This is a genomic window from Aliiglaciecola lipolytica E3 (assembly GCF_000314975.1).
Lineage (GTDB): Bacteria > Pseudomonadota > Gammaproteobacteria > Enterobacterales > Alteromonadaceae > Aliiglaciecola > Aliiglaciecola lipolytica.
In genome coordinates, this window is the sequence record NZ_BAEN01000025.1 from 1 (window position 1) to 20,470 (window position 20,470).

The following is a 20,470-nucleotide window of genomic DNA, read 5'->3' on the forward strand; positions in this document are numbered from 1 at the left end:
TGTCGATTCAGATGTCACTAGGATGCCATTTGCGGCTTTTAAACGAGATTAATACAACTAAATTTTTAAATATATTCAGCTTGATAAATATCAAAAATTTCGTAACCCACAACCAATTAAAACTTAGGGTTTGAAAAACATTGCTTTAAGGTATAAAGCCCTGTTGTTGCTAACTTAATATCCATGATGATCTCCTGATTATGGTGTTTCTGGTGACGTTAAGGTCCCAAAAATGTGAGACTGTGGCGGTAATATCTAAGCTGTAATTACAGCATCACTCAGCCAATTTAATGCTAACCCGTAAGCCTGGCTGAGCCGAACTGACGGTTAATATACCGCCGTGTAGCTCAATGATGGCCTTGACTATGGCTAAACCAAGGCCATAACCTTCGCCCTGACGACTTGCATCAATACGGTACAAACGTTGAAATACTTTTTCTTGTAGTGCCTCAGGTATGCCTGGGCCATTGTCGCTCACAATCAACTCGCAGCCGGTAGTAAGGGGCTTTAATTCAAGGCGTATTTCACCTTGCTCTTGAGTGTATTTAATGGAGTTATCCACCAAGTTAAACACGGCCCTAAACAACAAATTACGTTCGCCTTTAATCATTAAAGGGCCAGAGGTTTGAGTTTTGGAGTAGCTAAAATCTAGGTTTTGTGTTTTTTGTTCGGCCAAGGGTTGCGCGAGTTCCAGCACATCCTTACATAAAGCCACCATATCCAGTTCACTAAATAAGGTGCCTTGCACACCTTGTTCGAGTCTCGACAACTCAAGCATGGCGTTAAAGGTGGCGATGACTTGTTCTAGCTCTTCCAACAGCCCCAGTTTCCAGCGTTCATCCTCACTGCCTTCGAGGCTATGCTGTAAACCTTGTTCAATGGCGATATGAATACGTGAAAGCGGGGTACGTAAATCATGGGCGATGTTATCTGTAACTTGTGCCACTGAATCGAGCAGGGCATCAATCTCATCTAACATTTGATTAATGTGCTCGGCAATAGTATCAAATTCGTCATGGCGCTGACTTAAGGGTAATCTCGTTTTGAGCTGGCCCCCTTTGACTTCTGTCAGCACACGAGCGATGTCGTTAACTCTGGATAACACTCTTTGGTTAAACAAAAAGCCGGTGATCAGGGTGACAAATAAGGTTAATAATAAAGCGAGGATACTGGCAGAACGGAAATCATTTTCTTGCGCCTGAGAATTGTCATCGAACAAGCCCACCAACAAAGTACCAAAACGTGTTGGTATTTGACCACCTAAGGCCAAAATCACTGAGGTTTGGCCTAAATGATCCACTATGGCCACGGGGAAATGTTGCAGTTCGGGCAGTTCTGGCACATTGTCGGGCATAGAGCCTAAATTACCAATTAAGCCCTCATTGTTTGCCAGTACCAAAACCAAAGAAGCACTTTTATCCACTCTTTGTTGTACGGCTTGGCGAAAAGTGCTTTGGTTAATGCCTTCAGCTTTTGCAAGGTCGGCAATGCCTTGGGCGGTGATTAGCACTTGTTGGCTTAACTGTTGTTTTTGCTCGCCAATAGTAAAGCGATAAACCAAGGCCAATATACCTACACAGATACACAACACGATAACCGTAAAGATTAAGGTGAAACGCCAAACGGAGGTTCGAGTAGCGCGCTTAAGACGTGCGAACCACATAACCGGCACCTCGAACGGTAAAGATCAATTGTGACTGTCCATCTTCTTCAAGCTTTTTACGCAGCTTGGCAACATGTACATCAATGACATTGGTTTTGGGGTCAAAATGATATTCCCACACCGCCTCAAATAACATGGTTCTTGAGACGACTTGCCCCTGATGTTCAAGTAAATAACGCAGTAATTGGAATTCTTTAGGCTGGATTTTTAACTCCACACCAGCACGTTTGACCGTGTGAGCGACGAGATCCATTTCTAGGTCGGCGATGCTGAGTTTGGTGATAGGCCCATAATTGGGATCACTTAATTGTTTTTGCCGACTGGCTAAAATAGTCGCGCGTAAATGCAATTCTTGAAAGGAAAAGGGTTTACTTAAATAGTCATCTCCCCCTGCTTTTAAGCCTTTTATACGCTCATCTACGTGACCTAAAGCACTGAGCAAAATCACCGGGGTATTAATGCTGGCAGCACGTAGGGCCGCCAACAACGCCAGACCATCCATCTTGGGCAACATGCGATCAAGTATAATCACTTGATACTCATTACTGGTGGCCAAAAATAAACCGTCAGGCCCATTGTCGGCGGTATCGACAATGGCGCCACTCTCTTGAAAGCCTTTTTGGATATAGCTGCGAGTGGTGGCATCATCTTCTATTACAAGTAGTTTCATGCAGGCAACTATCGCTTAAATACCGGTATGATGGTTTTACTTTTACTATCCACTAACATTTCCTTTTCACCATCTGGACCATAAGTTTCTATTTCAAAATAAACGATACCCTGTTTGTCCTCTAACTCCACATCCAACACCAGCGAATCTGTGTTGATAGCAATTAAGGCTATCGCCTGTAACATGGAGTAATTATTTGCTACTAATTTTTTTGCTGCTTTAACATTGTCTTCTTCTATAAACCACGAAAACAAACGCTCCCATTCTTCTTTGATAACACTGCCATCGTCAGCAGATAGGGTGATCTTGCGTTTGACGTCGGCATCAAGGTCGATGAGCTTAATTTCATGTACTAAACGATCATCTTTTTCATCGAGCTCGTAATCATAAACAACACCACTAAATTTATTTTGTACCATGACGATGCTTTGACTAGCGGTTATCCCTGAACGGTTAATTGTATCCATGGCTAATGCCATCTCTTTGTCCGAACTGCCTGCCCAATTTAAGCTACTGAACAACAAGGTCGTAGACAGTAAAATCTTGGTACTCGATAAATATTTCATAATAAACTCCTCTGATTTGTTAGCAGCATTGTAACTTTGTTCAGATAAAACCAGAGTGTCTGCAACATTAATTATTGTTAATCTTAGCCTTCGACAATGTTGAGCAACTGAGCATAAACACCGTCAGCAGCCCCTATCACTACACTGCCACTAATTAAGTAGTTGTCAGTTTGTAAACAATCATAAGTTTGCCCACCCGCTTCAGTGATGAGTAACATACCTGCCGCACAATCCCAAATGTTCATGTGGGGTTCAAAATAGCCTAATAACCTGCCCGCAGCCACGTAAGCCAAACTCAAAGCGCCACTACCACTGCGATGAAACATGCCTTGCTGCATCATCAAACGCTTTAAGGGATCTAAGGTTGCAGCTGGTGTTACGCGGTTAGAATAACCAATGCTGATCAAACCTTCTGCCACACTTTTAGCCGCTGAGGTTTTCATTGGCTTGCCATTTAAGGTGGCGCCATGGCCCAGGCTGGCAGCAAACATTTCATCGGCACAAGGATCATAAATAACACCGATAATTATCTGGTCATTTTCAATGTATGAAATTGATATACACCAACTACGTATGCCATTGATAAAAGGCTGAGTACCATCGATGGGATCAACAACCCAAACCCCACATCCTTGTTTTGCTTGGTAAGTATCTGAGCTCTCCTCACCAAAAAAATCATCATTAGGATATTGTTTGGCGATGGCCGCTCTAATTAAATTTTCGGTATTCACATCGGCCTCGCTGGCCATGTCCTGAATACCTTTACTGACCACAGTCAAACTACTGAGGTTTGAAAAATAGCCAAAAGCAAGTTGCCCTGCTTTGCGTGCAGTATCACAAGCAAACTCAAGACGTTGTGCAATATCACTCATACCTTACTCCTAACATTATTTATAAATTGAAAAGTGGTCTTTCACATTGGCGATTAAGCACAAAATGTTTATTCACTGCGGGGGTCTCTACCCAAACTTCCACTTCTTCAAGAGCTGGAAAATTTTCTAATACTTTTACCGTGACTTTGGTCAGTTTATTATCAGTGCCACATGCAAAGGTATAAAAGCCTTGGCTTTGGTTAGATTGCTCATCAAGCTGGGCCGCGACACTTTGACACTTTTGCTCAGCTTCTAGCTGTATCACCTTGTCCACTTCTGCTAAAGCCTCTAAAGGCGCAGTAGCCAAGGGCATGTTTAGCTGAGCAGTAAACTGACCATCTTCGGTGTATTTCACCACCATAGTGGCAATACTATCGAGGTGCTGCTGATGGAGAGTTTTATGTTCACTGCACAGTGGATTACGCACTTCGTCATCACAGCCCGTCATTAATGTCGCTAGTGTTACCAGTAAGGAATATGCAGGTAATTGTGGGTATTTTTTCATTAGTCTGCCGCCCTGATTTTCCACAAAGATGAAGCCAATACGATGGATAATACCGAGGCCCCCACCCAAAATAAGATAGGTTTATCATAGTTATAGAAATACACATTAAAATGCTGCTCTTGAGCCGGGAAAGAAAATATTATTTCACTTTCATAAATCAATTTACCGCTAATATAATCTTGCAGTCCTGCCCCGATATAACTAAATACGCCGATAAAGCCCATGGCCGCACCAGCGACTTTTTTGGGTGCAATATCCACCGCAAACAAACCACCTAATGAAGCTAAAATACCACTTAGGCCAAAACCGTAGACCACTAAGGCTATGGCTAAAATCACCGGATCTTGTGGACCATAAAAAATCACCCACAACGGCACCAATTCTATCAAACCAAAGATTAAATTAGCCGGTGGACGGCGAGCATCAAAAAATTTGTCTGATACCAGGCCATATACAACACAGCCCAAGATGCCTGCCACGGTATTAAAAAATATAAATAGGTTGGCATCAAATAGGTCAAAACCACGGATTTCTTGCAGATACACATTACCCCAACTATTGATGGCATAACGGGTTACGTACATGCTTGAACTTGCCAGGGCCAAAATCCAAATAGAAGGAATGGCGAGTACTTTTAACTGGGTTTTCCACACTGACTCAGCACTTACTTTTTTGGCTGTTTGAGCATGATCGGATTTCCAATCTGCCACAGTGGGCAAACCTAAGGCTCTGGGACGATCAGGTAAATAACGTAAGACGATAAAAGCGGCAAAAATACATATCACTGCGGGTGTCCATAAACCCCATTGCCAATCCAAACCTAAACCTTTTGGCGCGGCGGCAATCAGCCACGCTATGCCAAGATAAGTTAAACCTTCACCTATTGAATGGGCAGTACTCCAGATCCCATAATAGCGTCCACGTTCATGATTGGAATACCACTGGGCCATTGAGACTACACTGGCGGGTGCACCAAAGCCCTGAAACCAACCATTGAGCCCCCATAATAAGGCCGAGACCCAAGCAAGGTCTGAAAAACTCATGCCTATATTGGCCATAGCGGATAAAAACAAACCAGCCGCAAAAAAGCGCCCTACGTGGGCATAATCGGCTAAAAATCCATTAGTAAATTTGCCTAGTGCATAACCATATAAGAGGGTAGAGCCGATAATACCTAACTCTTCTGGGGTAAAAACCCCTGCATCCATTAAAGGTTTTTTAACCACATTAAACGCTAAACGACAGACATAACCCAACCCGTAACACACCGTAATGATCACAATGACATTGCGGCGCTGTTGTTGGTATTGGCTATTGATGTAGTCTAAATTCGGATTAACCGGCTGGTCGACTCCGCTGCGAAAAAAATTCAAAAATGCCTGCAGCATAACTCTCATTTAACAACCTGATAATAGTGCATACCCTTGAACCTTGAAATTGCAGTGTTGTTGGCTTCTATCTCTCACCCGTGCTCTGTGATTGTGGCTGAGTTTCTTTGCCGCCTAACTACAACTCCTATGATATTGGGTATAGATTATGGGTAAAAATACCAGCAGGTCCCAAGCATATACTAAGTAACCTGCTGCTGAATAATGCGTCAAAATTGGTTTAATTCACTGTAGCAATATGAGAACGACGTTGATATTCATAGCTAAATTCCTCAACCACCTCACCTGTTTCATTGTTAGGTGTGCTGAACATAGAAATTGTTGCCTTATCACCCTCGAGCTGAATATGGGAGAAGCCCCAAATCATTCCCTTTACAAAAATTGCATTATTTTCGGGATAAGTTTTATCCTGAAATGCTTTAAAGTTAAAATTAACTGGTCTTTGTTTTGCTGCTGCCCCAGAAAGCACTTGTAACAGTGGACGATATTGCTGATTTTCATCACTTACTGACGCACAACTATCCTCATGCAATTCCAAAGAATGCTCATGACCCACAAAATACATATCGGCATAACGACACATTGAAGGTAATAACAGCTTTCTCAATACTCTTGCTTGCTCAAACTTACTGCCACCAGATGACCAAATAGGGTGATGGGCAATAACAAATTTCCATTTAGCAGTAGAGTTTTTTAATTTGTCATCTAACCAAGCCACCATATTTTTTTCTTCAGGATTTTGTGGCTTAGACCATGGGTTCATTTCGTCTAGCTCGTCAGTGGGTACTTCACTGCCATCTTTATTTAGTTTGGCATCCTTAACATCTGTACCAGCTAAAATCACTTCGGTATCAATCACAAATATTTCTATTTCACCTTTGCCAGCAGGTGGTTTAACTGTGTAGAAAAGACCATCCATATAAAAAGGCTTATTCGTTTCCATAAAATCAACTTGAGCCATGGCGCCTTCTCTAGAGGTATTCCAATCATGGTTACCTAGGGCTGTATAAATTCGGTAGTCTTTATTGCCTTGACCCATATCACCAAAGGGTTTGGTAAATATGTCAGCAAAACGTGTTGAATCGTCTTTACCATCCACGCCCAAGGTGGCACCGTCGGGATAAATGTTGTCACCTAACATTACTGAAAACTGGCAATCTACTTTTTTACAGTGTGACTTCATTGCGCTCGCCACAGGATACATGCCGCTGGCATCCACCATACTTTCTACAGAGGGAATAAATACACTGGGAGAAGGAATAAATTTAGCCGGATCACCACCGTCTTCCAACCACTCTTCAAGCTCTCCATTGATAAAGGCCTGCCTGTCAGGTATTTGAGGTTTGTATTGTTTTTCTTTCAAATAATCGGTGTGGTAACCGCTATCACCAAAGGCAATAAAACCTACATTTAACACACTGTCACTTGGCGCAACTACTTTAGCCGCTTTTGTCTCTAATGTAGGGCTGTCATTACCACAGGCCAACAGTGATAAGGCCAAACTACTTACAATAATTGAAAAGGCCCACGATTTGGTAGATGGTTTTTTTAATGACATGTTATACCACATCAGGTTTACTCCATGTTCAAAACTCAACCGGATGATTCATCCGGTTTTGTTTAAATTAAATTTAGCTTAGAAAAATGCGCGAAAGGTCAACGTTACTATACGACTTGCACTTTCATCTTCTGTCTCTAACTCATCAATGTTTTTATTGATGTGGTTATCCAAAATTTCAGCGGCACTATCACCAGCGTAATTGTCAAAACGTTCAATTTTATGGGCGTTCAACAAGTTAGTTCCGGTTAAACGTAATACATAATTGTCACCAAATCGTTTCTCAACAAAGACTTCTAGATTACCGTCGTAACTTAAAGTCACATCACGGTCGATGTCGACTGACAAGCTATCGCCTTGTTTTTGATAACTAAAGCCCATACTGGTGTTCCAATCAGGAATGTTGTGTGTCACACCAAAATTATAAATATAATTAGATTGATCACGGAAACGACGTTCTTTGCCAGTAAACTGATCGGTAATTTTTGAATCAAGTAAGGTTAAGTTGGCAAATAATCCCGTGTTGTCCGACAGTGGTTTGTTCAAATCCATTTCTATACCCCAAATGCTACCATCACCCGCATTGTCGTAAGAAAACAGAATGCCACCATCTGGCGCAGTGCCCGCGCCCACGTCTTCAATGACATCAGTTACATCGCGATAAAATGCGTTAAGACCAATGATGCCTCGCCCTGCTAGGCTGCGCTCATAACCTATATCAAAGCCCAAAGATACTTCGTCTTTCAAATAAGGATTACCTTGTTTTGCATCGCCATCTTCTGGCTCATCATATTGAATTGTCGGCGATAACTGTTTAAAGTCAGGGCGGCGAACGGTTCTGGCAATACTCATACGCATGGTATTGTCACTATCAAATCGCTTAGAAAAGTGAGCAGATGGGTTAATCTGTGTTTCTGAGGTATCGGTATTAATGGCCATGCTACTCATCGAGCGGCTGGTATGCTCGGCACGTAAACCCACTTCCAATTGCATGTCTCCATCAAACTCCATTTGCGCCAAAATAAACCCGTCTAAACGTTTTTCTTCTACTTCATAACGTTGCTCTAGATCAATTTCTTCAATGACACCCGTGTCTGAATCCACGGCAAACTCAATTAAAATTTCATCACGTTTTTTACGGGATGCATCCAGTCCAGTTTTTAATTCAATACCATTACTGAGCTCATGTTTAATGAAGGTAGTAAATAAGATCTCTGAATCAGTGGTATCAAGATCTTCAATTTTGTCATATTCCCAGGGGGCATTTTCACTATCGCGTTCAAAGGCGATAGCGTCTTCGGCGCTGGTAATGCGACTAAAGTTAAGCGACGACTCCCACAAGGTATCATTACCCAACTCGGTAGAAAAAACGGCACCTACAATGTACGAATCTTCTTCTATATCAACTTCATCTTTGGCCATTCCATCCAAGGAAAATTCACCATCTTCAACTTCCCATACGATTTCTGTTTGGTTTTCTTCCCGGCTAGTAGAAACGAAGTTAGCAGATAGATCTAAGGTAGAAGTGTCATTCAAGGCATAAGACAAATTAGCACTGAGTGACACGTCGTCACTGTCTCGCACGTCATTTTCTTGCTCTACTTCTTTTGGTGTACCATCTGGCTCAAAACGACGCTCCATTTTTAATTTAGGAACATAACGCTCTTGCATACTAGCCGACACATTCCATGCCGCATTATTAGTGTCACCACTGTAACCAAAGGCACCACTGCCGCGTAACTCACCATCATCAAAACGTAGTAGGCCTAAACGGGCATTACCACCCTCAAAACTAGCCCCATCTTTTAAGATGATGTTGATGGTACCACCCACACCTTGGCTATCTTGGTCGGCACTAGGACTACGAATAATTTCAATGCTTTTAACCATCTCTGCCGGAATACGATCAACAAATACCGCACGATCTGAACCACTACTAGGTACTTTGCGGCCATTAATTAAGATCTGGGTATAACCAGCGCCTAAACCACGCATTTGGGGCGCATCGTATTCGCCAACATCACTACTAAAAGAAATACCAGGGGTACGCTTTAACATGTCACCTACAGAGGTAGGTTCAAAAGTTTGGAAGAACTCCACACCATAAGCCAAGGCAGGAGAAATAGTTGAGGTTCTGTCACGGAATACCGGACTACCTACCACCTGAATTTTTTCAACATCAGCAGCGTCTGCTGTTTGTTCTTGCGCTTGTATATTGCCCGCCACAGCCGACAATAAAATAAATGATATGCAACTACTTAAATAAGTTGTTTTACTCGGTAGGCTTTTAATTTTCACTATGCGTCCCCTCTTCTAATCTCAATTTTGAGTATTTTTAGAAACTGACTCTTATTAATGCATTAACCAAGGCCTTATATGTTGTTAGTCAGTGCCTTACCCTACCCAATGCAGTCGCCAGTTTTATTTAGCTATACGGTCTTTGTTTCACCTGTCACTTTGCTTTAGCAAATTTGACCCATCCAATATAGAATTTTTTTTTCACATTATCAAGCATTGGAACGTACGTTTCGTTAACAAAAATAACACATTACTTACAAATAAACTTAAGCAACTGTTTTAAAAGGATTTTTATTTTTAATGAGATAATAAAGAATAACGGAAATGACAAAGGAACACATTCCATAAATACAAAATATAGAATGTATTTTCTGAAATGGTGGAATTATCTAACCATTACCCTGACTCACGGAGTAAGGACAATGGTTAGTTTGTGATTAAACAGCTAGTAAAACTTAAGCTAGTTTTACCGGTAAGCCTGTGTCTAAAGATTGCTGCGCGGCATCGGCTAATTGTTGTGCCCGTAAACCATCTAAAAATGAAGGAGATGGCGCAGTTTTGTTGATTAAACAGTTAATAAAACTGCTTAACTGAGCTTGATAAGCTTGTTGATAACGCTCAATAAAAAACGGGTTTAAAGGACTGTGGCTTGCCGTATTTTGGGGCGTCGACATACTCACTGAATGAGGTAATGGATTGGTGGATTGCAACATACCATTAGCACCAAAGGCTTCAATACGTTGATCATAGCCATACACACAACGGCGTGAACCGTTAATATGGCATAACTTACCTGAGGCTGTTTTTAGCGTTAACATAACACTGTCAACATCACCAAATTGCGCCAGTTTCGGATCGATTAAAGTGCTACCTATGGCATGCACTTCGGTTATTTCTTCACCGGTAATAAAACGCAACATATCAAAATCATGAATGATCATATCGCGAAAAATACCGCCTGAATTACGCAGGTATTCCGCTGGTGCAATATCGGGATCACGACTGGTAATAATCAACTGTTGTAATTCACCTATCTCGCCAGCAGTTAATTTACCTTGCAAAGTAGCGTGAGTGGGATCAAAACGACGATTAAAACCAATTTGAATAGGCACATTACAGTCTTTAATTTGTTGCCAACAATCAGTGACTAATTTAGTGCTTAAATCGATGGGTTTTTCGCACAAAATAGCCTTGCCTGCTTTAGCAGCCTGAATAATAAAACCCACATGGGTATCGGTTGAGGTGGCAATGAGAATGGCATCAATACTCTGATCCTGCAGGATGACATCAACTGATTCGGCTACGGTAGCGCCATAGCTCTCAGCCAAGGCGACCGCCGATGGGCTATGGCTATCAAAAACATAACTCAGGCGCGCTTGTGGAGATGCCGCAATAAGAGCCGCGTGCATTTTGCCAATACGACCTGCACCTAACAATGCAAAATTTATCATTAATTGTCCTCACTTTTTTTGGTTGATAATCCACTCATGGGCCGGATCATTTTTAAATACCCACTGACGTGTTGGTCCTGCCATCACATTCAAATAATACAAATCATAACCGTGGGGCACTCCAACTGGGTGGTAGCCCTCTGGAACTTCCACCACACTGTTGTGCTCAACGGCAATGACTTCGTCAATACTGCGATCATCGGTATAGACACGCTGAAACGCGAAGCCTTGGGGAGGATTGAGTTTGTGAAAATAGGTTTCTTCCAAGGAGCTTTCGTTAGGTAAATTATCACTGTCATGTTTGTGGGGGGGATAACTAGACCAATTTCCGTCAGGAGTAATGACTTCAACTACCAGTAATTTTTCGGCTTCCAAATTAGCAAACAGGATATTACACACATGACGCTGATTACTGCCGCTACCACGCAGTTCATAACTGCAATCTTCTGGTCTGATTAAACGTGTGGGAAATCGACCGCTAGCAGGAGCGCGACACAAGGCAATCTCTACATCAGTAAGCGCTGTTACCTTCACCGGTGTGCCAGGCGGAGTGTATAAACTATAAGGTGCCTTTTTTTCAAATACTGACATGCGTTCACCCAGGCCTGACCAAGCATCAGTGTCAGTCGCCACATCAACCAATCCACTGACTATCACCATGCAGGTTTCTTGATCATCGGTCGTAAAGCTCTTGCTCTGATTAGCAGACAACTGATGAACTTCAAAACTTACATACTCCCAGTTAGCTGATTGTGGGGTGATTTTCTGAATACAGCCTTGATCATCCATTTGGCTGGGACGGCGATGTAAATACGACATAAGTTACCTCGAGTGTAGTGTAAGAAATAAAAGAGCGACTCGAGCCTCTGTTAATGGGCCAAACTGATGGCCAAAGATTGCACCAAACACATAGTCGCCGTAAGTGAGCGGAATGAATAAACTTCTGCTTCTTTGACGGTAAAACAAACAGTCGCATGCTCTTTCAAAGGGCTAAGCGGGCTATCAGTAAACAAGATAATGGGGGTACCTTTTGCTATAGCCGCATCAACTGTTGATTGAGTTTCGCTGGCATAGGGATGAAAGCTAATCACAATCACCGCATCGTTTTTGCGTATAAGATGCTCCTGCTCTTTATGCATGCCGCCTACTCCATCTAACAAATAACAACGTACATTGATGTGATTGAGCAAATAGGCTAAATAACTGGCGATGGGGAAAGAGCGACGTACCGCCTTAACATGAATAGTGTCGGCTTTAGAGAGGATCATTCTGGCCTGCTCTAAATCATCTGCATTGATATTGTCTTTTAAATAATTTAGCGCATGACTGTTGGCCTGACTAAATTGGTCTAATAATTTACTGGTGGCATTTTTTTGATCTAAATTAGCGTCATCTTGGACTAATTTGATCCTATCTTCATAACTGGATGACTCTTGTAATAACTTCTTCTGAAACAGTTTCTGCATGTCGCTAAAACCGGTAAAACCAAAGGCATTGGCAAAACGGATCAAAGTTGAGGGATGTACAGTGGCGTCTTTGGCGATCATCACCACAGTGCCAAATGCTATACCATTTGGATTCTCTAATACGTACTCAGCGACCTGTTGTAAACGCTTACTTAGTTTGGAAAAATTCTGGGTAATTTCTGAATTTAACTCTTCTAAAGAAGATACTGTGGTTATTTTTGTCATTATTTAACTCATTTCCATTGTTAAAACAGTTTTGAAATATAAACGATTAAAATAAAACATACATTCCAAAAATTGACTTTGCTAAACAAAATGCCTCACTCATTCCAAATAATCGGCATAATTCAACGTACCGTTCCGGCTAAACTTTCCACCTGCGCCACATTCTTTTGAGTAATAAAAGCGGGGCCTGAATACATATCGTTACTTGGTACAATGCCGTAACGAATGTTCAAGGCCAAAATGGTCACTGCCATAAAACCTTGCAGGTAGGGTTGCTGATCGATGGCAAAGTCAATGGTGCCTTGGCTAATGGCGCTGGTAATCTCATTACTCAAATCAAAGGTGCTGAAATGAACTTGAGTCTGTAAGCGCATTTTGTTTACTAAATTAATAACAGGGATGGCAGAGGTCGGGCCTAAAGTGAGTATGCCGTCGGTCGCAGGATGACTACGCAAATAGGCTTGAACTTTCTTTTCAATATGGCCGGGATCTTGAGAAGAATCGAGCATATTGCCTCCCAAGGTAACACCTAGTGCGTCGGCATAACCTTGACAACGTTCCACTGAAGAAGGATTAGTAATATAGTGGTTCACACATACAAATTGTTTAACCCCCGCTTGTTTGGCTTTTTCACCCGCCATAAAACCTGCTTGATATTCGGGCTGCCCTATATGCATTAAGGCCCCAAGATCCTGACTTTGCTGATGGGTACCTGAGTTAATAGTCACTAAAGGAATGCCCTTTTTAGTGGCCTTTTCTAAAGGATTTTTTAATACATCAAAATCAGCAATAGTGACAATAATGCCGTCCGGGTTAGAGGCCACTGCCTGCTCAACAATTCTGGCCATATCAGCCAAATCCCCAGTGCTAGGGTTGCGATACAACACACTTACGTCCATACGCTCACTGGCTTCTTTAACTGCGTTTTTGATGGTATTCCACCAAGGATCTGAATCAGGTGCATGGCTAATTAAAATAAACCGCTCGCCCTTAGCATTGGCATCAGTCGCCACAAAAGCGCTAGTGAGCAAACACGTTAGCATGACGAATAAGAGCTTATTTTGCAGATTCATGGCATACACCTTTGAGCCTAGTTTAGGTAGAGTAATATCTAGCGAGTACACTTAAAATAATATTCCAAATCAAAACAAAATGGAATATATTTTCCATAATATTTAAATTGACGAGTCACTGTCAATAGACGGCAGCCTCTTTTCATTGCAAACTAAGTAAGCTGAGTCCTGTTAAACATGCTCATTTGATGGCATAGCAATAGAACATAATGGCTGCTCTTTTATCATTAAAAACACAGGTAACAACATGACTGATTTACTCGTCATCTTTGACGTTGATGGCACTTTAGTAGATAGCGAATATTTATGCTGCCAAGGCCTATCTGATCTGATCCCAGAGGTGGATGAAAGTGTCGATGAATTGGTACTGCTGTATCGGGGAGTTAAGTTATTAGACATTTTTGCGGATATTGAAAAAAAATAAAAAAATCACTTTAGCCACGGATTTTGAACAACAATACCGTGCACGGGTGGCGGAGTTATTCACTACTCAGCTACAAGCATTTCCTGGCGTAGCCACCATGCTTGCTGAGCTGCCCTTTACTTTTTGTATTGCCTCAAACGGCCCCATTCCTAAAATTCGTCATGCTTTGAGTGTGACCGGATTAAGCCATTTTTTTGCTGATCGTTTGTATAGTTCATTTAGTGTCGGTGCTTGGAAACCAGATCCTGCGCTGTTTTTACACGCTGCCCAGGAAATGGGCTTTTTACCTCAGCACTGTGTTGTCATTGAAGACAGTTTGGTTGGTATTCAAGCGGCTCAAGCGGCCAACATGCAGTCCCTACGTTTTTTGCCCAACCAGCCCCTTAATCAACAAGATAAATGTTTTAACCACATGTCACAATTACCTGCTTTGTTAAACCAGCTCTCAGCTTCTTTATGAATTAGTACTGCCATGCATAACTCAGTTTGGCAAACACCGCGCGGCTATCGTCAACCTGAACTTTAGTTTCGTCATTGTCTAGGCGACCATGAGTAAAGCCAGCAATAAACAGGGTTTGTGGGCTTAATTTATAGGAATAAACTAGTTTAAAACTATCTTCCCGTTCCCGTTGTTGTTCAGCTTGCAGATACAAAGCAGTATCTCTATCAACCGCTTCAGCAATATAGGTTAAGCCAATACTGTTGTTATTGTTAAATTGATAACTCAAGCGCACGTCTTGGGCCTTAGCGCTGAATAATTGGCCACCAGCCACGTCTAAGGTCTCCTGCTCAAGCGTCGCTACCAGTAAAATATGCTGACCAAGATTAAGGGCGGCCGATAGCGAAGATTCAAGTTTTTTAGCTGGCCTGGCGTTATCTCTATCTATGTCATCCCCCCACTCAAAACTTGCACCAAGTTCCACCCCGGAAAAAGGTTGAGTTGAAAATTCAAGTGAATAGCTGTTCAAGCCATACTCGACGCCATCAAACACCTCATCTCCTGTGCCCGCTGACAGTTCTAAGGCAGATTGCCACGGCCCTTTTATTTCAAACTCGCTTTCGAGTTGACGTTCAAGTAGTTGGCCCTGTTCGTCGACAGTAAGCTCATAATCAAAATTCCATTCTATTTTTGACCACCAATTGGCATCAACGCCATACCAATAATGGCCACTTTTCACTTTATAGTTACGATAACCTGCACGGGTGATAAATCCGGAATCTGCCCGAAAGTCCTGACCAATTTCTTCAAACTCGGCATGATGAAACCAATTTTGGGTCTCACGCTCATATTTTAACAAATAAGCCATATCACTCAACTCAGCCGTTTGCACAAACTCTGCCTGAAATTCCTCAGGATATTCAGTTGTACTTCGCATAATTTGCCCATACAGCCGATCACTGGCATTCAACTGCCACATACCATCAATACTCAATACCTGATTTTTATAATCTCCATCTTCACTGCGTCGATCAGTTAATAAGGTTCCAAGGCTTAAGCCATTTGCCATTTGTTGTTGATAACGCATTAATAACGAGCGATTACTCACATCACGTCCGTCTTGCAGCAAGGCTTCAATCTCTGAGTTTTGAGAACTGGGTAAAATCAAATTGCTTTGTTGATCATTGGCGCTCAAAATAGCAAAAGTATGTTGTTCTATCTTGCCTGTCAGTTTAAGGCCGTAGTCAGGATCAACTATGGTGCGAGAATGCACTAAGTCCATATTGGTGCTAAAAAAATCAGCGCCTTCTAAAAAGAAGTTTCTTTTTTCATCCAGTTTAATGTTGAATTTTTGATTAATATCTAAATTTGCCGCATCCGATTCCACCTGAGAAAAATCCGGATTTAAGGTGGCATTAAGAGAAATATTTGGTGTTACGCCCCAATGTAAATCCACACCTAACTGCTGAGATTGTTGTTTATCAGCTAAGGTATCCAGATAGGCATATTGCTCAACTTGGCTAAACAACATGGTAGGTGTAATAGTCAAATTAGGTTTAGCAGCTGGCTCAATTAAAGCATTGAGCACAGAATACTGACAAATCTCACAGCTGGCATTTCTGTCTCTGGGGTTAAGTGCGAGTAAATAAGGTTGTTGACGTGGATACAGCCTTTCTAAATTTATGCGCCATTGTTGCTCCAAGCGATCGGGAAATCTCACGGCATGCAGGGGAATGGCCATTTCAACCACATAACCAAATTCAGTAATGCGCCCCGTGGATTGCCAGGTGGCATCCCATTGACTTAACTCTTCATCATTTGCTTCGTTACGGATTTCATCAATTTGTACCCCCACAGCATTCACCGAAAAACGCAGAGCAAACTCAGCAGTAGCATAAGTATCTAAACTAAATATCACCCTATCATCATTAAAACCCTGATCCCTGTCGCGCATAAAGGCGCGAATAGCACTTGGCTGCGGATCGTGGGCAATAAAGGCTACATAAATATTCTCGCTGTCAGCCAGTAACTGCACTTGGGTTTTCACCTGAGCCGCCAGGTTATTACTAGGGTTAGTTTCATAATCAAGGGTAGTCATTGGCGCATTTTGCCATGCGCTGTCATCAAGTAAACCATCCACAACGATAGGCTCAACCGTCTGAGGCAAAGTAAGTGCGGGGCTGACACACATGGCACCAGTACTAAACAACAAAGCACATCCCCAAAATGCTGAATATTTCATACTTACCCTTGTTAGTTATCACTTTAATTAACCAAAGTATGCAAGGTGGTAGGTAATCAGGGCCTTTGCGCAAGATTAATAATTGTTAATCTAAGGGATATTTTTACCCCAAGAGGAGAGCGACATTTGTTGGCTGTGCTCTTTTTTGCTTGAAATGAATTATTTTTAGAATATATATTCCAGTCATTCTTTAAATGTAATGCACTGATATTTATAAGTTTTATTCACATTAAACGACTTAAAACTGCGTTTATTTGTGTATCCAATAACAAATTATTCATTTCACATATTGTTTATTTGGAAAATTTATTCTAAATTATCACCATTGAAACAGCATTTTAACATTTCCAACTAGGGCACTTAGCCTGCGCAAGCGTCCTTTGGAATAAACAAAGTGCTGAATAACCAGATACCGTTTTAACTTTTCAGCCAGCGGAAGTATGAAGAACTGTCTATGCCAATAACCAACAGTAGTGTTAATAACACAGTACAGCCCCTCTATGATGAACGCATCAGAGCCCAGTCTGTATTACAAAAATTGCTGTTACGTCCAGACTTTGGTGCCTTGGCGGGGGTTATTTTAGTGTTTGCCATCTTTGCCATGCTCGCCAATGACAGCGGCATGTTTGCCGCCGATGGCATTTTGAATTGGACCACGGTGTCAGCACAACTCGCGGTACTGGCCATAGGCGCTTGCCTATTAATGATTGCCGGTGAATTTGATTTATCCATAGGTTCGATGATTGGTTTTGCCGGAATGGTAATAGCTATACCCGCACTTTATTGGGGCTGGCCAGTGTGGGCCAGTATATTTTTGGCCTTCATCACATCCTTAGCATTAGGTGCGTTGATTGGTTATACGGTAGTTCGTACTGGCTTACCGTCTTTTATTGTGTCACTCGCCTTTTTGTTTATTTTGCGCGGCTTAACGATTGCCCTGTCCATTCTATTTACCAATAAAACCATTGTCAGTGGTGTGAGTGAAGTGGCACAAGATGACTGGCTCGCGCCATTATTTGGCGGAGAATTTGGTTCAGACTTTTTTATCTGGCTTTCCAAACACGACTTACTTGCCACCTATGCCGACGGTTCGCCACTGGTGTCAGGGATTCCCATGATAGTGTTGTGGTGCTTGTTGTTAGCCGCGTTTGCAACTTGGATTTTGTTGTATAGCCCTTATGGCAATTGGATATTTGCCACTGGAGGCGATGAAAAAGCCGCCAAAAATGTGGGTGTTCCTACTGCTAAAGTCAAAATACTACTGTTTATGTTTACCGCCTTTTGCGCCACGTTGTACGCCAGTTGCCAAGTATTAGAATACGGTTCAGCGGCAGCAGATAGAGGCGTATTAAAAGAATTTGAAGCCATCATCGCCGTGGTTATTGGCGGTACCTTATTAACCGGTGGATACGGCTCAGTATTAGGTGCCTTATGTGGCGCTCTTATTTTTGGGGTAGTGCAAATAGGTCTGTTTTTTTCAGGTATTAACTCTGACTGGTTTCGGGTTTTTCTCGGCTCCATGTTGTTGGCGGCGGTGTTATTTAACAATTTCATTCGCCAGCGCATTAGTCAGCATAGTTAAGGAGATAACGGACATGACTAAGCCTATTATCGAATTGCAAAACCTAAGTCGCTACTTTGGCTCGGTGGTCGCGTTGCAGGGCATTAATATTCAGATCATGCCTGGCCAAGTGCATTGTTTGCTCGGTGATAATGGTGCTGGCAAGTCAACATTGATCAAAACCCTAGCAGGCGTGCATCGCCCTAGTAGTGGTCACTTATTGATTGATGGCCAAGCTACGGTGCTGCGCTCACCTAAACAAGCCTTAGATTTGGGCATCGCCACTGTCTACCAAGATCTGGCTTTAGTGCCGCTAATGAGTATTACCCGCAACTTTTTTCTTGGTCGAGAGATCACTAAAGGCTGGGGGCCATTTGCCTATTTTGACCTTAAAACTGCAGATCACATTGCCCTCAAAGGTTTAGCCGACATGGGTATTCAAGTGCGCGACCCGAGTCAAACGGTGGCAACCTTATCTGGTGGTGAAAAACAGTGTTTAGCCATAGCACGAGCCATTTATTTTGGTGCCAAGGTATTGATATTGGATGAGCCTACCGCCGCACTGGGTGTTAAACAGTCGGCAAAAGTGCTCAAAGTCATCGCCACCGCCAAACAACGTGGTTTAGCCGTGATCTTTATTACTCATAATATTCATCATGCTTACCCGGTTGCTGATCAATTTACCTTATTAAAACGCGGTCGCACCTTGGGTAGCTTTGCTAAATCCAGCGTTTCTCGTGAACAAGTATTAGAAATGATGTCTGGTGGCAGCGAACTCGCTGAGTTAGAACAGGAGTTAGCGGAATTTTCTTATAACGACGCTCACACCACTCAACAAGATCAAGCACAACTATGATGACGCATAAGCAAGCAACAGGGAAGCATATGAAAACCATTCGTATCGGCCTTATCGGCACAGGTTATATGGGCAAAGCCCATGCCATTGCTTTACATTCTGCGCCGGCGGTTTTCCCTTTAAGTGCCAATATTAGTTGCGAAATGTTAGCCGAGATCAATCCCGCATTAGCCGCCAAAAAGGCCGCTGAACTTGGATTCAAACGTTCAACTGGAGATTGGTTAGAACTGGTTAACGATGCCAATGTGGACGTGGTGGATATTTGTTCCCCCAACTATTTGCATAAACCCATGGCACTTGCTGCTATCGCCGCGGGTAAACATGTTTATTCAGAAAAACCCTTAGCCCTTAATGGCCAAGATGCGCTAGAAATGACCCTCGCTGCTGAACGAGCCGGAGTGAAAACTCTAGTGGGTTTTAACTACGCCAAAAATCCCGCCAGTCAATTAGCCAAACAAATCATTGCCAATGGTGAAATTGGTGAGGTGGTGCATTTTCGTGGCACTCACAACGAAGACTACTTAGCGAGTCCATTGATACCTATGAGTTGGCGTTTAAAACGAGCTTATTCCGGCTCAGGTACTTTGGGGGACATGGGTTCACACATTATTAATATGGCGCAATTTTTAGTGGGCGATATCACACAAGTCAACGGTGACTTACAAACCGTCATTCAACAGCGCCCCATTGCAGATAGCCCCGGTCAATTTGCAACAGTTGAAAATGAAGATCAGGCCCATGCCATGTTACGTTTTAACAACGGCGCGATTGGCACTATCGAAACCAGCCGCATCGCTTGGGGACGTAAAATGGGCCTGACTTATGAAGTAACGGGCACCAAAGGCACTATCGTTTTTGATCAGGAACGTTTAGCAGAGTTACGCCTTTTTATTCCAGATGGCAACACCGCACGAGAAGGATTTAAAACCATCTTACTGGGTCCCGAACACCCTGATTATAAAAACTTTTGTATCTCAGCCGGACATGGACTGGGTTACAACGACCAAAAAATTGTCGAAGTCCGAGATTTAATTGAAGGTATAGCCAATGAACAGCCACTTTGGCCTGATTTCAGAGCGGCCTACAAAGTCAATTTGGTTATCGATGCTATTGAAGAATCCAACCGCCTAGGCCAATGGATTACCATAATTGAAGGTTAATTCAACCAGCAGTTATACCCACCTAACGAGTTGAGTTATCTAAAGGAGATTTT

18 protein-coding genes are annotated in these 20,470 nt (G+C 42.4%); 5 read left to right on the top strand and 13 right to left on the bottom strand.

The window, feature by feature from the left end; genetic code table 11:
• Nucleotides 1-274 precede the first annotated feature (274 nt).
• The 12 genes from GLIP_RS06130 to GLIP_RS06185 form a co-directional block, all read right to left on the bottom strand.
• Nucleotides 275-1,663 carry a sensor histidine kinase gene (locus GLIP_RS06130; protein ID WP_008843726.1) on the bottom strand — a complete coding sequence of 463 codons (1,389 nt, stop codon included), beginning with the start codon at nucleotides 1,661-1,663 and terminating at the stop codon, nucleotides 275-277.
• Nucleotides 1,644-2,333 (bottom strand): winged helix-turn-helix domain-containing protein, encoded by a 690-nt coding sequence (locus GLIP_RS06135; protein WP_008843727.1) that lies wholly within the window; start codon nucleotides 2,331-2,333, stop codon nucleotides 1,644-1,646. The genes GLIP_RS06130 and GLIP_RS06135 overlap by 20 nt, the downstream gene beginning before the upstream one ends.
• 8 nt (nucleotides 2,334-2,341) lie before the next feature.
• Nucleotides 2,342-2,899 carry a hypothetical protein gene (locus GLIP_RS06140; protein ID WP_008843728.1) on the bottom strand — a complete coding sequence of 186 codons (558 nt, stop codon included), beginning with the start codon at nucleotides 2,897-2,899 and terminating at the stop codon, nucleotides 2,342-2,344.
• An 83-nt stretch (nucleotides 2,900-2,982) separates the two neighbouring features.
• The gene (locus tag GLIP_RS06145; protein ID WP_008843729.1) at nucleotides 2,983-3,771 is read right to left on the bottom strand and encodes an inositol monophosphatase family protein; all 789 of its coding nucleotides are present in this window, start codon (nucleotides 3,769-3,771) and stop codon (nucleotides 2,983-2,985) included.
• A gap of 19 nt (nucleotides 3,772-3,790) precedes the next feature.
• Nucleotides 3,791-4,276, bottom strand: a complete 486-nt coding sequence (locus tag GLIP_RS06150) for a ZrgA family zinc uptake protein (protein ID WP_008843730.1) — start codon at nucleotides 4,274-4,276, stop codon at nucleotides 3,791-3,793.
• Nucleotides 4,276-5,673, bottom strand: coding sequence for an MFS transporter (locus GLIP_RS06155; protein ID WP_008843731.1), 1,398 nt, complete (start codon nucleotides 5,671-5,673; stop codon nucleotides 4,276-4,278). Before GLIP_RS06155 ends, GLIP_RS06150 begins: the two co-directional genes overlap by 1 nt.
• A 211-nt stretch (nucleotides 5,674-5,884) precedes the next feature.
• Nucleotides 5,885-7,222 (bottom strand): metallophosphoesterase, encoded by a 1,338-nt coding sequence (locus tag GLIP_RS06160; RefSeq protein WP_161602041.1) that lies wholly within the window; start codon nucleotides 7,220-7,222, stop codon nucleotides 5,885-5,887.
• A gap of 78 nt (nucleotides 7,223-7,300) precedes the next feature.
• Entirely contained in the window at nucleotides 7,301-9,520 is a 2,220-nt protein-coding gene (locus GLIP_RS06165) for a TonB-dependent receptor plug domain-containing protein (protein WP_008843733.1), read from the bottom strand.
• Between the two features lie 455 nt (nucleotides 9,521-9,975).
• On the bottom strand, nucleotides 9,976-10,971 hold the full coding sequence (iolG, locus tag GLIP_RS06170; RefSeq protein ID WP_008843734.1) for an inositol 2-dehydrogenase: 996 nt from the start codon (nucleotides 10,969-10,971) through the stop codon (nucleotides 9,976-9,978).
• Between the two features lie 9 nt (nucleotides 10,972-10,980).
• On the bottom strand, nucleotides 10,981-11,790 hold the full coding sequence (iolB, locus tag GLIP_RS06175; RefSeq protein ID WP_008843735.1) for a 5-deoxy-glucuronate isomerase: 810 nt from the start codon (nucleotides 11,788-11,790) through the stop codon (nucleotides 10,981-10,983).
• Between the two features lie 50 nt (nucleotides 11,791-11,840).
• A complete protein-coding gene (locus tag GLIP_RS06180) occupies nucleotides 11,841-12,662 on the bottom strand; it encodes a MurR/RpiR family transcriptional regulator (protein ID WP_008843736.1) in 822 nt (273 codons plus the stop codon).
• A gap of 122 nt (nucleotides 12,663-12,784) precedes the next feature.
• Nucleotides 12,785-13,735, bottom strand: a complete 951-nt coding sequence (locus GLIP_RS06185; RefSeq protein ID WP_008843737.1) for a sugar ABC transporter substrate-binding protein — start codon at nucleotides 13,733-13,735, stop codon at nucleotides 12,785-12,787.
• Nucleotides 13,736-13,982: 247 nt separating this feature from the next.
• Between GLIP_RS06185 and GLIP_RS22270 the strand changes: the two genes are divergently transcribed.
• The gene (locus GLIP_RS22270; RefSeq protein ID WP_226992187.1) at nucleotides 13,983-14,159 is read left to right on the top strand and encodes an HAD family hydrolase; all 177 of its coding nucleotides are present in this window, start codon (nucleotides 13,983-13,985) and stop codon (nucleotides 14,157-14,159) included.
• Complete coding sequence (locus tag GLIP_RS06190) at nucleotides 14,146-14,619, top strand: HAD-IA family hydrolase (RefSeq protein WP_052154942.1); 474 nt, start codon at nucleotides 14,146-14,148, stop codon at nucleotides 14,617-14,619. Before GLIP_RS22270 ends, GLIP_RS06190 begins: the two co-directional genes overlap by 14 nt.
• Before the next feature lies 1 nt (nucleotide 14,620).
• Here the strand turns inward: GLIP_RS06190 and GLIP_RS06195 are convergent, their stop codons facing one another.
• A complete protein-coding gene (locus tag GLIP_RS06195) occupies nucleotides 14,621-16,840 on the bottom strand; it encodes a carbohydrate binding family 9 domain-containing protein (RefSeq protein WP_008843738.1) in 2,220 nt (739 codons plus the stop codon).
• A 454-nt stretch (nucleotides 16,841-17,294) separates the two neighbouring features.
• On the opposite strand from GLIP_RS06195, the gene GLIP_RS06200 reads away from it, so the two are divergent.
• From GLIP_RS06200 to GLIP_RS06210, 3 genes are read left to right on the top strand one after another with little or no spacing between them, the layout of a single operon-like run.
• A complete protein-coding gene (locus tag GLIP_RS06200) occupies nucleotides 17,295-18,422 on the top strand; it encodes an ABC transporter permease (protein WP_008843739.1) in 1,128 nt (375 codons plus the stop codon).
• A gap of 13 nt (nucleotides 18,423-18,435) precedes the next feature.
• Nucleotides 18,436-19,257, top strand: coding sequence for an ATP-binding cassette domain-containing protein (locus tag GLIP_RS06205; RefSeq protein WP_008843740.1), 822 nt, complete (start codon nucleotides 18,436-18,438; stop codon nucleotides 19,255-19,257).
• 29 nt (nucleotides 19,258-19,286) lie between these two features.
• A complete protein-coding gene (locus tag GLIP_RS06210) occupies nucleotides 19,287-20,417 on the top strand; it encodes a Gfo/Idh/MocA family protein (protein WP_008843741.1) in 1,131 nt (376 codons plus the stop codon).
• Nucleotides 20,418-20,470 lie beyond the last annotated feature (53 nt).